General features: G+C 62.7%; 9 protein-coding genes. 2 read left to right on the top strand and 7 right to left on the bottom strand.

Annotation, left to right across the window (positions count from 1 at the left end; genetic code table 11):
- Positions 1 to 122 precede the first annotated feature (122 nt).
- Complete coding sequence (locus M2103_RS08670; RefSeq protein WP_277509991.1) at positions 123 to 4823, top strand: glycosyl hydrolase; 4701 nt, start codon at positions 123 to 125, stop codon at positions 4821 to 4823.
- 261 nt (positions 4824 to 5084) lie between these two features.
- Here the strand turns inward: M2103_RS08670 and M2103_RS08675 are convergent, their stop codons facing one another.
- The 7 genes from M2103_RS08675 to putP all read right to left on the bottom strand — a co-directional run bounded on the left by M2103_RS08675 (position 5085) and on the right by putP (position 13314).
- Positions 5085 to 6200, bottom strand: coding sequence for an LptF/LptG family permease (locus M2103_RS08675; RefSeq protein WP_277509992.1), 1116 nt, complete (start codon positions 6198 to 6200; stop codon positions 5085 to 5087).
- Between the two features lie 142 nt (positions 6201 to 6342).
- A complete protein-coding gene (locus M2103_RS08680) occupies positions 6343 to 6498 on the bottom strand; it encodes a FeoB-associated Cys-rich membrane protein (RefSeq protein ID WP_277509993.1) in 156 nt (51 codons plus the stop codon).
- Between the two features lie 129 nt (positions 6499 to 6627).
- Positions 6628 to 8829: a ferrous iron transport protein B gene (feoB, locus tag M2103_RS08685; RefSeq protein ID WP_277509994.1), complete on the bottom strand. Its 2202-nt coding sequence runs from the start codon at positions 8827 to 8829 to the stop codon at positions 6628 to 6630.
- Positions 8826 to 9065, bottom strand: coding sequence for a FeoA family protein (locus M2103_RS08690; protein WP_277509995.1), 240 nt, complete (start codon positions 9063 to 9065; stop codon positions 8826 to 8828). Before M2103_RS08690 ends, feoB begins: the two co-directional genes overlap by 4 nt.
- A 113-nt stretch (positions 9066 to 9178) precedes the next feature.
- Positions 9179 to 9478: a FeoA family protein gene (locus M2103_RS08695; protein WP_277509996.1), complete on the bottom strand. Its 300-nt coding sequence runs from the start codon at positions 9476 to 9478 to the stop codon at positions 9179 to 9181.
- Positions 9479 to 9612: 134 nt separating this feature from the next.
- The gene (locus tag M2103_RS08700; RefSeq protein WP_277509997.1) at positions 9613 to 11679 is read right to left on the bottom strand and encodes a M3 family metallopeptidase; all 2067 of its coding nucleotides are present in this window, start codon (positions 11677 to 11679) and stop codon (positions 9613 to 9615) included.
- 141 nt (positions 11680 to 11820) lie between these two features.
- On the bottom strand, positions 11821 to 13314 hold the full coding sequence (gene putP, locus M2103_RS08705) for a sodium/proline symporter PutP (protein ID WP_277509998.1): 1494 nt from the start codon (positions 13312 to 13314) through the stop codon (positions 11821 to 11823).
- Between the two features lie 181 nt (positions 13315 to 13495).
- On the opposite strand from putP, the gene M2103_RS08710 reads away from it, so the two are divergent.
- Positions 13496 to 14527, top strand: a complete 1032-nt coding sequence (locus M2103_RS08710) for a small ribosomal subunit Rsm22 family protein (protein ID WP_277509999.1) — start codon at positions 13496 to 13498, stop codon at positions 14525 to 14527.
- The last annotated feature ends 5 nt before the right edge of the window (positions 14528 to 14532 follow it).

Consider the following 14532-nt stretch of genomic DNA (forward strand, 5'->3'; position numbering starts at 1 on the left):
CTTGAATCATAAATAAGCCCCCTGGTCCCCAATCGTTCAAATCCCTCAACGCCTGCCTTCGCATCCCGTTACGCCGCATCCCCGTTTTCGCAACAACATCCACTAAAAACATCCGACACTCAATGAAACTGCGCGCACTCATCCCCGCAATCATCGCCAGCCTGTTCCTCGCCGGCACATTCCTTCACGCCGCAAACGCGGATGGGGATTTCCTCAAATACACCAGCCACAATCCCGATCAGCCCGAGCACACGCTCGACGCCGCGGCCTTCGCCTCGCCCTCGGGCTGGGCGCGTCCGCAAACTTGGTGGCACTGGCTCAACGGCAATGTTTCGCGCGCGGGCATCGAGGCCGACTTGCGCGAGATGGCCGACAAGGGCATCGGGCAGGCGCAGGTTTTCTCCGTCGGCAATCGCGACAAAAACCCCGCGCCCGTCCCCTTCGCCTCGCCCGAGTGGTTCGACCTCTTTCGCTTCGCCACCGAAACCGCCGCGAAACACGGCATCGAAGTCGGCATTCATAATTGCGACGGCTGGTCCGAGGCCGGCGGCCCGTGGATCACTCCCGAGCAATCGATGAAGGAGCTCACGTTCAAAACCCTTCGCGTCACGGGCAACGGCGCGGAGCAGTCCATCGCGCTGCCCGAGCTCGACCGCAAGCTCGACTTCGTCCGCGACATCGCCGTGCTCGCCTGGCCCGCGAAAGGCCCCTCGGGCAAGTCGCCCGTCACGCGCTTCAAGTTCATGGCGGGCGCCGCCAGCGACCGCGGTTCCGGCCCCGAGGGAGCCGCGCCCTCCAAGCCCGTCCCTCCCGAGCGCGCCCTGCGCCTCGACGAGATTCGCAACCTCACCGCCAGCGTCACCGGCGGCGCGCTCCGCTGGCGCGTGCCCGACGGCGAGTGGGTTGTCATGCGCGTCGGCTACACCACCACGGGCAAGACCACCTATCCCGCCACCGTCGAGGGGCGCGGCCTCGAGGTGGACAAGTTCGAGCCCGCCTTCGTCAACCAGCACTTCGACGGCTACTCGAAAAAAATGCTCGACGCCGCCGGCCCGCTCGCCGGGAAAACATTTTCCGTCATCGAGACCGACTCATGGGAGGCGGGGCACCAGAACTGGACGCAAAACTTCGAGCGCTATTTCCGCGAGCAAAACGGCTACGACATCCTGCCGTGGCTGGCCGTTTACGCCGGCGAATGCATCGGGGACATAACCACGACGGAAAATTTCCTCCGCGACCTCCGCCAAACCTTCGCCGCCCTCATCGCAAAAAACTTCTACGAGACAATGGCCGCGCGCATCCACGCCGCCGGCCTGCGCTACGAGACGCAGGACCTCGTTGAAAGCTTCGCGCGCAACCCGCTCGGCGGCTACCGCGCCTCCGACGTTCCGATGGGAACCCTCTGGCAGCCGCACCGCGAGAAAAACCTTATCAACAACATCCGCGTCTCCGGCCCCGCCAAGCTGTCGCGCCGCGCCGAGGCCGCCAGCGCCTCGCATTTTTATGGCAAGCGCTATGTCGCCATCGAAACGATCACCGGACGGCGCGGCAACTGGGCGCATTCCCCCTGGAGCCTCAAGGGCACGGTGGACAGCAGCTTTCTTGACGGCGCGAACCTCCTCGTCTTCCACACCTTCTCGCACCAACCCGACGAGCGCTCCCCCGGCTGGCAAATGAATCCCTGGGGCACCGCCCAAAACCGCAAGCTCACCTGGTGGCCGTTCTCCAAGCCGTGGTTCACCTACATCTCGCGCACACAATACATGCTCCAGCAGGGCAAGCCCGCCAACCGCGTCCTCTACTTTTACAGCGACCAAGTCCCCTCGGGAAGCGCCCACCTTGCGCTCCGCACCAATCATCAATACGACATCGCCGACGGCGACGCCGTGCGCAATTTCCTCCGCGTCGAAAACGGACGCCTCGCCAGCCCCGGCCGCATGAATTACGAGCTCATGGTCGTCTCCAAGGACACCACGCTGCTCCCCGAAACACTCGAAAAACTAAAAACCCTCGTCGAGGCGGGCGCGCGCGTCTCCGCCGAAAAAAAGCCCGCCTTCAACCCGACCCTGCGCGGCGGCGCCGAAGCCGGCGCGCGCTGGCAAAAACTCGTCGCGGAACTTTTCGGCGACGGCTCCAAGTCAGCCCGCAAAATCGGCAAGGGCGTTTTCTACGCCGGCCACACGCCCGACGAGGCCATCGCCGCCCTCGGCCTCCGCGAACCGTTCACATGCATGCTCGATGATGCCTTCGCCCCCAAGGACATCGCGTGGACGCACCGCGAGCACATCGACGGCTCCGAGTGGTTCCACATCGCCAACAAGGACTCCACCGCGCCGCGCTCGGGAATCATGTCCTTCGACGTCGCCGGAAAACCCGCCTCCATCTGGCGCCCCGAAACCGGCGAAATCACACCCGTGCCCGTGCTCGACGAAGCCGATGGCCGCACGCGCATCCCCCTCGCGCTCGCGCCCCTCGAAGGCGTCTTTGTCGTGTTCGGCGGCAAAAACGCGCCGCGCGCGCAACCCGCGTCGAGCGTGACCGTGGACGGCAAGCCGGCGTTTCCCGTCACGCCGCCTCCCCCCGCCGACGACCAAACCATCATTGACAACAAAACCATCACCAAAAACTTCACGGTTTTCGTGACCGTCTCGCCCGCCGCGAAACGCCGCGTCACCGAGCGGAGCACCACCGGCGTCATATCGCTGGACGGGGAAAACATCCTCCTTGTCCCCGAGGAAATGCACAAGAAAGTCGGCGACAAAAAGCACGCCTGCGCCGGCCTGAGCGTGGGCCGAAACTCCATCGCCGTCTTCGAGCACGGAGCCAGTTTCCGCAACAGCGTCCTGGTCTGGAACAACCCCGTGCCCCAAAACGCGCGCATCGCCCTCGTTTACAAAAACAACGTCCCCACGCTCTACCTCAACGGCAGGCAAATCGCCGCCGGCTCCGCCTCCGGCCGCGTCGTCCACCCGCCCGCGACCCTCCGGGGCGCGTTCAGGGGCGGGGCGGACGGATTCTCCGTGCATGACACGACATTCGACGCCTCCAAAATCCTCGCCGACGCCCGCGCCAAAAACGTCGCGCCGGACACAATCAAAAACACCGCCCCGTCCGACCGCCCCGCGCTGGCTGACAACACGGCAATCGCGGGCGACTTCACGGTTTTCGTGACCGCCTCGCCCTCGGCCGACCGCCCGCTCACCAAGCAAAACACCCGTGGCATCGTGTCGCTGGACAACGAAAACCTCGTCCTCTATCCCGACCAGATGCACAAGGCCCTCGGCGACAATAACCACGCCTGCGCCGGCCTGAGCGTGGGCCGCAACTCCATCGCCGTCTTCGAGCACGGCGAGCGTTTCCGCAACAGCGTCCTGGTCTGGGACAACCCCGTGCCCAAAAACGCGCGCATCGCCCTCGTCTACAAGGACAACGTCCCCGCGCTCTACCTCAACGGCAAACAAATCGCCGCCGGCTCCGCCTCCGGCCGCATCGTCCACCCGCCCGCCGGCACCCGCGAGGCGTTCAAGGGCAAGGCCCGCGAATTCGCCGTTTATGACACCGCGCTCGACGCCAAAAAAATAACAGCCGACTCCCGCGCCAGCGCCAGCGGCAGGGCACGCAACATGCAAGACTCCCCGCCCGCCCTGGCCGACAACGCCGCCATCGCGACAAACTTCACCGTCCTCGTGACCGCGACGCCCGCCGCCGACCGTCCGCTCACCGAACAACAAACCAAGGGCGTCATATCGTTGAAAAACGAAAACATTCTCCTCTATCCCGAGGAAATGCACAAGAAAGCCGGCGACGACGCCCACGCCTGCGCCGGCCTGAGCGTGGGCCGCAACTCCATCGCCGTCTTCGAGCACGGAGCCCGTTTCCGCAACACCGTTCTGGTTTGGGACAACCCCGTGCCTGAAAACGCGCGCATCGCCCTCGTCTACAAAAACAACGTCCCCGCGCTCTACCTCAACGGCAAACAAATCGCCACCGGCTCCGCCTCCGGCCGCGTCGTCCACCCGCCTGCGGCCATCCAAGGCTTGTTCAAGGGCCGCGCGACCGGCTTTGCCGTGTATGACAAGGCATTCGACGCCAAAAAAATCGCCGCTCTCGACCTCGCGAAAGCGCCGCCCCCCGAATGCGCCGAACCGGAGCCGAAATCGCCCCGCCTTTACGTGACAACCAAGGGCAAAATGGGCGCGGAATTTTTCACGCCTGGGAAAGTTGAAATCAAGAAAGCCGGCGGCCAAACGCGCGCGCTCGCCGCCGACAAAATCCCCGAGCCCAAAACGCTCGCCGGCCCGTGGGCAGTGACATTCGACGCCAAATGGGGCGCGCCCGCCGGCCCGCAACGCTTCGCCACACTCACTTCGTGGACGGAGTCGCGGGAGCCCGGCATCAAGCACTACTCCGGCGTCGCGACGTATGAGAAGGAGATCGCGCTCGACAAAAACGAAACCGCCGCCGGCCAGCGCGTGTATCTTGAGATCGACCAGGTCTGCGAAGTCGCGCAAGTCACGGTGAACGGAAAACTCGCCGGCACGCTCTGGCGTCCGCCCTACCGGCTCGACATCACCGACGCCGTGCGTCCCGGCAAAAACACGCTGCAAATCGCCGTGGCCAACACATGGGTGAACCGCTGCCTGCACGACGCCACCCTGCCGGAATCCGAGCGCCTCACCTGGGCGAACACGATGGACGTCCACTTTCCCGATCCCAAAAAGGCCAAGCCGGCCAACTCCATCCACTGGGCTTACGGCCCCCTGCCCTCCGGCCTGATCGGCACGGCAAAACTCGCGTTCTCAAAACTCGTCGAGGAAAAGTAAGCATCCCTCCAGTCCTCCCTATTCCATCGGACGAAGCATTCCGCTTCGTCCGATTTTTTTATTCCACGCCAAAGACGCTTCACCGCCCGCGCGAACACGCAAACAGCAGCATCAGTCAAAACCCCGTTACCTAATTTTGCCCCAAATGCCATTCGTTTCAGTGGCCCCCAATAGGTTGCACTCCCTATGAAATCTGCCGCGTTTAGAAACTGAAAAAAACAGACGGCTTCTCAGACATCCCCTCAAACGCGGTTTATCACATCAGCGCATCCGCGCGTAAAACCAACCGCCGATGAGCAACAACGCCGCGCCCGGCAGGCATGCCGCGACAACAGGCGGCAAAATGCCCTGCGACCCCATCGACTCGGCCACTTTTTCCAGCGCAAAATAAATCGCAAACAAACCGAGCGATTTCGACACGCCGACCGCCGGATTCACGCGCACGCCGGTGATGGCAAATGGAATCGCGATCAAAATCACAATCAGCGGCGCGAATGTTCCCGCCAGAATCCCGTAGTAGCGCATCGCGTAAATCTTGAGCTTCGGGCTCTCCAGCACCTCGAAATAATCCATGATCTGCCTGAGTCGAAAAAATGACAGGTCCTTCGGTTTTACGTCGAAACTCAACATCAACTCAGGAGCCTCCTTGTAATACGAAACCGCCTTCTCGTCGAAAGGCGCGGAGCCCGTCACCGCGCCGGTTTCGGGATCAAACAAAGTCTCGCGCCCATTGTGAAACACCCAGCAGCCAAGCTCCTTGTCGAGATGAGCCTCCTTTGCGTAAATGCGCAGCTTTTCCTGTCTCCGCACGGTGAACTCGGACACCGTCACGCCGTAACCGCGCTGCGCGTAGCGGCTGTAACGGTTCATAAACCAAATGCGCCCCTCGCGGTCGTTGTCGAACGTCACCATGCGCGTCACCCCGATCGAACCCGCGTCGGTCGCGGCCTTCGCCTCGTTGCGAAATCCGAGCTCCTGCAACATTGTCAGCGATTTCTCCACCGACCAGGGCACGATGCTCGCATTGAGCCACCACATCACGCCGCACATCAGCACGCCCACGACCCAAATGCTCCGCGTTATCTGCCCGTAGCCCAGCCCCGCCGCGCGCATCGCCGTGATTTCGTTTCCGCGGTGCAACCGTCCCAGCACATACAGAAGCGACACGAGCAGGATGATCGGCAGCACAAATGACAAAAAACTCGGCACCCTGACCGCGAAATACTGCCCCATGTCCACGATATTCGCGCCCTTGTTTCGCAAATCGCCGAAGTCCTGAATCATGCACTGGACGAGCAACATCCCCAGCGTGGCCAACACCACGATGAGCAGGAAGCCCAACCATTCGCGCAAAATATGCCGGTCGATCGTTTTCAAGAACCGCTGATAAAAAATCACAACCCGCCCGATGCAAGCCGTCATTCCCTGTCCGCAAAAACATCCGGCGCCTTTGGCGGGGTGAAACAGCCGGGGACCGTTCGTCTATCGCCCACATTTCGGCCCAGCCGGAGGCTTCGCCCTACCGTTTGAGCTTCTTCCTAAACTCGTCCGCCGGGCACGCGCAGTTGTCGCCGCAGCCGGGTTTCTTGCGCTTGCTCCACGCGCGCCACACAAGCCACGTCGCGGCGACCCCAACGATCACCAACGCCGCCACAGTCTGAAACGTCGCGCTCATGGCAAGGTGGCACAGACATTTTTGTCTGTGCCATGAATCGTGCGCCGCTCGGCACAGACAGGAATGTCTGTGCTACCTTGCGAGCGCCGTCTTCTGTTTTTATTCGTGTTCATTCGCGTCCATTCGCGGTTAAAAACCGAGCAGCGTGCCCACTTGATAAACCGCGAAGCACACCACCCACGCGGTGCCTGTCATGTAGCCGAGCTGAAACAGCGGCCAGCGCAGCGAATTGGTTTCGCGCCGCACCACGGCGAGCGTCGCCAGGCATTGCATCGCGAAAACATAAAATATCATCAGCGTCAGGCACACCAGCGGCGTGAACAGCGGACGTCCATCGGGCCACGTGGCCTTCGCCAGCGCATCGCGCAACGGCACCACGTCGTCCTCGTCCTTGCTCTCCACGTTGTAGACCACCTTCAGCGTCGAGACAAACATCTCGCGCGCCGCCAGCGAACCGATCAGCCCGATGCCGATTTCCCAGTTGAAACCGAGCGGCTTGATAACCGGCTCAAGCGCGCGCCCCGCCATGCCCGCGAAACTATGCTTCAGTTGCTCGCTTTCATTTCCGCCATTCTCGACAACAACAACCGCCTCCGCGTTCGCCGCCGCCATCTCCTGACTCCTGACTCCTGACTCCTGACTCCTTTCATTATCCAGCTTCGGATACGCCGACAAAAACCACAGCACGATCGAAATTCCCAAAATCACCGTGCCCGCGCGTTTCAAAAACATCCACGCGCGCTCGAACATGTGCAGCAGCACGTCGCGGATGCGCGGCAGGCGATACGGCGGCAGCTCCATGATCAGCACCGGCGGCTCGCCCTTGAGCAGCGTGCGCTTGAACAACCACGCAAACCCAAACGCGCCCGCGGGCCCGAGCATATACATGAGCATCATCAGGCCGACCTTCATGGCCAGCGACGCCTCGCCGCCCGGCACGATTGTCGCGATCATCAGGAAATAAACCGGCAGGCGCGCCGAGCAGCTCATGAACGGCGCGATCAAAATCGTGACGAGCCGGTCGCGCGGGCTCTCGATTGTGCGCGCGGCCATGATGCCCGGAATCGCGCACGCGTGCGAACTGAGCAGCGGTATGAACGCCTTTCCGTTCAGCCCCACAAAACTCATCAGCCGGTCCATGATGAACGCCGCGCGCGCCATGTAGCCCGTGCTTTCGAGCAGTCCGATGAAGAAAAACAAAATCAATATCTGCGGCAAAAACACCACCACTCCGCCCACGCCCGTGATCGCGCCGTCGGTGATCAAGTCGCGCAAATCGCCCGGCGCCATCGAGTCCTTCACCCGGCCCGCCAGCCCGTCGAACCAGCCCTCGATCAGCTCCATCGGATATCCGGCAAACGTGAAGATGCTCAGGAACAGCACCGTCATGAGCGCGCCGAGCACGAGCCAGCCCCACACCGGATGCGTCACCACCGCGTCGATTTTGTCGCTGCGCGACGAACCGGCGGCGGCGTTTTCCCTCTGCTCGACAATGCCCTCGCAAATCGCGGAGATCGCGTCGTAGCGGCTGTTCACAAGCGCGCCCGACCAGTCCATCTCCTCGGTGTCCCAGCGCTTTTTCCAGCCTTCAAGAATCGCGTGCGTGCGCGCGCTCAACGGAGTCGAGCCGGCCACGCGCATCGCGTCCTGGTCGGTGAGCAGCAGCAACGCCTCCGCGCGCGCGATGAGCGGCGCCTTGCCGTCGTTGGCGACGAGCGACGATTGCAACTCCGCGACCGCCGGCGCGATCTCCGCGGGCACGTCCCACGCGTGGCGCGAGAGCGGCAGGTCGGCGCGGCTCATCGCGAGCTTGATATCGACGATGCCCTTTCCGTTGGCCGCCTCGCAGGCGATCACGGGGATGCCGAGCAATTTTTCCAGGCGCGCCACGCGAATGGTGATCCCCGCCTGCTCCGCGAGATCCATCATGTTGAGCACGAGAATCACGGGCCGCCCGAGATCGAGCACCTGGTGCACGAGGTAAAGATTCCGCTCCAAATTCGCCGCGTCAACGACGCACAAAATCCGGTCGGGCTGCGGCGTGTCGGCGCGGCGGCCGAGGAGCACGTCGCGCGTCACCGCCTCGTCGGGCGAGCGCGCCGCGAGCGAATACGCGCCCGGCAAATCGATGAGCGTGATCGGATGCCCGTGTTGCGAATACGCGGAGCCGACCTTTTTTTCAACCGTGACGCCGGGATAGTTTCCGACCTTCTGCCTCAAGCCGGTGAGCGCGTTGAACAGCGTGCTCTTGCCGCAATTCGGATTGCCCACGAGCGCGTAGACAAGCGGACGCGAAGGCGCGGGAGAAGACTGGGTGGCGCTTTCGCTCATTGCGCCGCCTCCACGATCACGAGCTCGGCCTCGCTTTTGCGCAGCGTGAGATTGTAACCGCGCACTTTTATTTCGAGCGGATCGCCGAGCGGCGCGGCGCGCATGAAAGTTATTTTTGCGCCGGGCAACAGGCCCATTTCGCGCAGGCGCAGCGAAGCCGCGCCGGTTTTCGGCATTTCGCGCACGACAGCCGTCGCGCCGATGGTGAGCTCGGAAAGTTTGCGGGTGTTTGGCATGAAATTTTCTAACCGCGAATGAACGCGAATTGACGCGAATAAAGGCAGAAATACTTTTGTCTATTCGCGTTCATTGGCGTCCATTCGCGGTTGATAGATTGAATTGAAAAAACTCACACCGCGCGCGCCGCCGCGCCGCGGATTGGCTCGACGACGATATGCTGCGCCGCAACCGAGCTGAGCGCCACGCGCACGCCGCAAAGCTGGCAGAGAAGCGTGTGCCTGCCGGAAATCTTATCGACGACCGCCGATTCGCAAAACCCCATCTCGCGCAACCGCTGGCACACCTCGACCTTCCCCGACAACTCGCATACGCGCCCCGACGCCCCCGCCGGAAGCTCGGTGAGCTTCATGCGCTGCCCCCCCCCGTGCGACTGGGTGCGACCGTGCGGATTATGCGGTTTGGTTGTCATTTGAAAAGTGAAACGCCGACTAAAATGAGACTGGGTTTCAATGTCAACCAAAGGCTGCCCCGCAGAGCCCATTTTCTTCGACTTGTGTCGACTTGCGTCGGTTCCAGTCGACTCCAGTCGAATCGGAAGCCGTCTCACGCCAGCCCGTTACGCTTCATCAGCGCGTCGATGCTTGGGTCGCGGCCCATGAAATCGCGGTAGAGTTTGTCGGCGTCCTCGCTGTTGCCCTTGCTCAAAACCGTGTCGCGAAACGCCTTTCCAGTTGCCGCGTTAAAAATGCCCTCGCGCTGGAAGCGCGTGAACGCGTCCGCGTCGAGCACCTCGGCCCATTTGTAGGAATAATACCCCGACGCGTAACCGACCGGGCTCGAAAACAAATGGTGAAAACGGTTCACGTTCGTGCGCGCGGGCGGGTTGGTCGGAATCAGGCAGTCGGTGATCAGGCGGCGGATGCCCGGCTCTACGTCGGGCTCGCGCTTGAACTCGCCCGCGCTGATGTGCAGCAGCAAATCCATCGTGCCAAACGAAAGCTGGCGCATCTGCCCGCACGCCGAGCGGAAATTGCGCGCGGCAATCATGCGGCGGAAAAGTTCGTCCGGGATTTTTTCGCCCGTCTCGTAATGGCGCGCGAACAAATCCAAACCCTCGCGCTCCCACGTCCAGTTTTCCATAATCTGCGAGGGCAGTTCGACGAAGTCCCACGCGACGTTGGTGCCGTTGAGCGATTTCACGGGAACAGCCCCAAACAAGTGATGCATCAGGTGCCCGAACTCGTGGAAAATCGTCTCGACTTCGCGATGGTCGAGCAGCGCGGGTTTGCCGTCGACGGGCGGCGTCATGTTGCCGCAAATCAGCCCGAGGTGCGGCGCCCATGAACCGTCCGCGCGCGGCCCGCCGGTGACGAACGCGTCCATCCACGCGCCCGAGCGTTTCGACTCGCGCGGATACCAGTCGGAGTAGAACGAACCGAGATGCGTGCCGTTCGCGTCATACATCTCGTAAAATTTCACGTCGGGATGCCACACCTCGACCTTGCCCGGTCCCGTGCCGGTTTCACGCTCCTTGACGGTGATGCCGTAAATGCGATTGCACACTTCAAACAGCCCCGTGAACACGCGATCCGCCGGGAAATACGGGCGCAGCGCCTCCTCGTCGAAATCGTGGAGTTTCTTGCGCATTTTTTCCGCGTAATAACTGATGTCCCACGGCGCGAGATGCTCGCCCTTCCTTCCCGCAAACGCCTCCAATTCACCGCACTCGCGATCGAAGGCGGGCTTGGTGCGGCGTTGCAGGTCGTTGACGAACGCGATTGCGCGCGCGCCGGATTTCGCCATGCGGCGCTCGAGAATCATGTCCGGGAAATGCGCCTTGCCGAGCAGCGCGGCCTTCTCGGCGCGCAACGCGAGGATGCGCGGAATGAGCGGTGTGTTGTCGGACGGCGCCTGCGCGCCGACGGCGTTGGACGCCTCAAACAGCTCGCGGCGCAAACTCGCATCGTCCGCGTAGGTGAGCACGGGATTGAGCGACGGCGCGTGCAAGGTGAAACGCCACGCGGGCTTTTCGGGAGTGGAGAGTCCCTTCGATTCGGCGTTGGCGCGCGCGGCGTTTTTGGCGCGCTCCGGCAGCCCGGCCAGGCGCGACTCGTCGGTGATCACGAGCTCGTAGGCATTGGTGGCGTCGAGCACGTTTTCGGAAAATTTCTGCGTGAGTTGCGCGAGCTCCTTTTCAAGCTCGGCCATGCGCGTGCGTTTCTCCGGCGGCAAATCCGCGCCCTGCTGGCGAAACTCCGCGAGCGTTTCGCTGATGAGGCGAAGCTCGACCGGCTTGCGCGCCGCGCCCTTCGCGTCCCCGGATTCCGAATACGTTTTCAGCCGCTTCCATAATTCCGCGTTGAGTGGAATGCTCGCGACAAACGCGGTGACGGCGGGCTGCATTTCGTTGTAGGCCGCGCGCACCGCGGGCGAGTCCGCGACGGACTTCAAATGTTCGACGCGATTCCAAACGCCCCTGAAGTGCTCCGTCACGCGCTCGAGCGCGGCGAACGTGTTTTCGTAAGTGAGCGAGCCAAGCGGCAGCGCGGCGATGGCGTCGACTTGCGCCTTCGCGTCGGCGATGGCCTTGGTGATGTCGGGCTTGACGCGATCAGGCGTGAGCCGCGACCAGGGTATTTCAAAACGGGCGTCGAGAAAGGGATGATCCATGATGCCCTCCATGCGACGGCATAAAGCGGCGGTTTGTCAAGTAGGGGCGCACCTCGCGTGCGCCCTCGCACCCGTCCGCGTTACGGCCGGGCGCGCAAACAAAATGATTTTCGAAACCGAGGGCGCACGCCAGGTGCGCCCCTACATTCCGCGCACTTCCGCGTCCACCGCCTCGTGGCGCTCGACGATTTCTTTCGCGGGCGGCTTGCCGAGCAGGCTCACGACCACGATGGTAATTCCGCCGAGGACGAAGCCGGGGATGATTTCATAAATCGCAAAGGGCAGATGATGCTTGAACAGGATCATCAAAAGCACCGTCGCCGCGCCCACGAACATGCCCGCGGCGGCGCCGTTGCGCGTCATGCGCGGCCAGAAAAGCGACAGCACCACGGCGGGACCGAACGCCGCGCCGAAACCGGCCCACGCGTCGCTGACCATTTTGAGCACCTTGCTGTTCGGATTCATCGCGATGACAATCGCGATCACCGCGACGACGAGCACCATGATGCGTCCGCACCAGACGAGCTCCTTTTGCGACGCGGTTTTGCGCAGAAACGCGCGGTAAATATCCTCCGTCAGCGCGCTCGATGTGACGAGCAACTGGCACGAAAGCGTGCTCATAATCGCCGCCAAAATCGCCGCCAGAAACACGCCCGCGATCCACGGGTTGAAAAGATTGCGCACCAGCTCGATGAACACCAATTCGCTGTTCTTGCCCACCGCGCCCGCAATCGCGGGATTGTTCGCGAAATACGACCAGCCGAAAACGCCCACGGCCACCGCGCCCGCGAGGCAAACCACCATCCACGTCATGCCGATGCGACGCGCGGCCGGAATCTTCGCGGCGCTTTCCGCCGCCATGAAACGCACGAGGATGTGCGGCTGCCCGACGTAACCGAGCCCCCACGCCGCGAGCGAAATGATGGCGAGCGTGTCGAGATCGTGCGTGAGGCTGAAGAAGCCGGGCTTAACCGCCACCGTGTCGGCGAAACTTTGCGCGACTCCGCCGCCCGAATAAATCACCATGAGCGGCGTGATGATCAGCGCGGTGATCATGAGCGAGGCCTGAATCGTGTCCGTCCAACTCACGGCGAGGAAGCCGCCGATGAACACATACGTGATCGTCGCCAGCGCGCCAATCCAGAGCGCGGTGTTGTAAGGCATGCCGAACATCGACTCGAACAAACGCGCGCCCGCCACGACGCCCGACGCGCAGTAAAGCGTGAAGAACACAAGAATCACCGCCGCCGTGAAAATGCGCAGGATGCTGCTCTTGTCCTTGAAGCGCACGCTGAAGTAATCGGCGAGCGTGAGCGCGTTGTCGCATTTCTCGGTGTAGATGCGCAGGCGGCCCGCGACGAATTTCCAGTTGCACCACTGGCCGATGATGAGGCCGATGGCGATCCACGATTGCGACACGCCGGAAAGAAAAATCGCCCCGGGCAGCCCCATGAGCAACCAGCCGCTCATGTCCGACGCGCCCGCCGACAGCGCCGTCACAAAACTGCCGAGCCTCCGCCCGCCGAGGATGTAGTCGGACAGGTTGCTCGTTGAGCGGTATCCGAGCCAGCCCACGAGGAGCATAAGCACAATATAAACGGCAAAAGTGACGATGGTGGGAGTGTCAACGATCATAGGGTCAAACAGATGGTAGAATTTCGCGGTGCAATAAAAACCGCACAGAGTGGGAAAAACTCGAATGGGTGGGAATGACAAAAACAGCGTTTCGCAAAAAAACGCGCGTCCCACAGGTTTGATCACCCGCAAGCGCACAAACCGGCTTGTCACCCCGCCGCAAAACGCCTCTCTAACCGGCATGGATTGGACACAACTCGACTGGCAGGCGCTCGACCGGTTGCGCGACGGCTTCATCAAGGGAACCGCCGCCGTCGGCCCCTATTGGCGCACGCCCGCCGACCTCGCCAACTACGACATGACCTACGCCGAGCGCATCGGCTGGAAATGGGACGCCGTCCTCTCCGAACTCCGCCGCCGCAACTGGACGCCTCCCGCCTCCGCGCGCGCTCTCCTCGACTGGGGATGCGGCAGCGGCGTCGCCTCGCGCCGCGTGCTGCGCGCCTTCGGACCGGAAAACTTCGACACGTTGCACCTCTGGGATCACTCGCCGCTCGCGCGCGACTTCGCCGCGCAAGCCGCACGCCGCGATTTCCCCGACTTGAAGATCGAGCACTCCGCGCTCCGCACTCCGCCTTCCGCATTTGTCCTCCTCCTCAGCCACGTCATCAACGAGCTTTCCGACGCCTCGCTCGCCGAGCTCACCGCCCTCGCCCGCCGCGCCGGGGCGGTCATCTGGGTCGAACCCGGCACGCATGCCGACAGCCGCGCGCTCGTGTCGGTGCGCGAAAAATTGCGCGTTGATTTCGACATCGTCGCCCCCTGCGCGCACGCCGCCCCCTGCGGACTTCTCGCGCCCGGCGCGGAACGCCACTGGTGCCACAATTTCGCCGAGCCCCCGCGCAACATCTACGCCGATTCTGATTGGGTGAAATTTGGCAAGCGCGCCGGCGTCGATCTGCGCAGCCTCCCCTACAGTTTTCTCGTTCTTCAAAAAAAATCCGCTCCTTCAGCGGGGACCGCGCGCGTCTCGCGTGCTGACAGCGTCGTCCCCGACGCTGCCGCCCGCATCATCGGCCGCCCCCGCATCCACAAGGCGCACGCCGCGATCTGCAGTTGCGACGCCGGCGGCGTCAACGACCTCACCCTCTACAAACGCGACGCCACCGTCCTCTTCAAACAACTCGACCGCGCCCCCGCGCATCCGCCGCTCTACATTTGGAAACGCGATCCGTCCAACCCCTCAAAAATCCTCGGCGGCGCACCGTCCTGAAAACA

This window comes from Ereboglobus sp. PH5-5, from assembly GCF_029504805.1.
In the GTDB taxonomy this organism is placed as follows: domain Bacteria; phylum Verrucomicrobiota; class Verrucomicrobiia; order Opitutales; family Opitutaceae; genus Ereboglobus.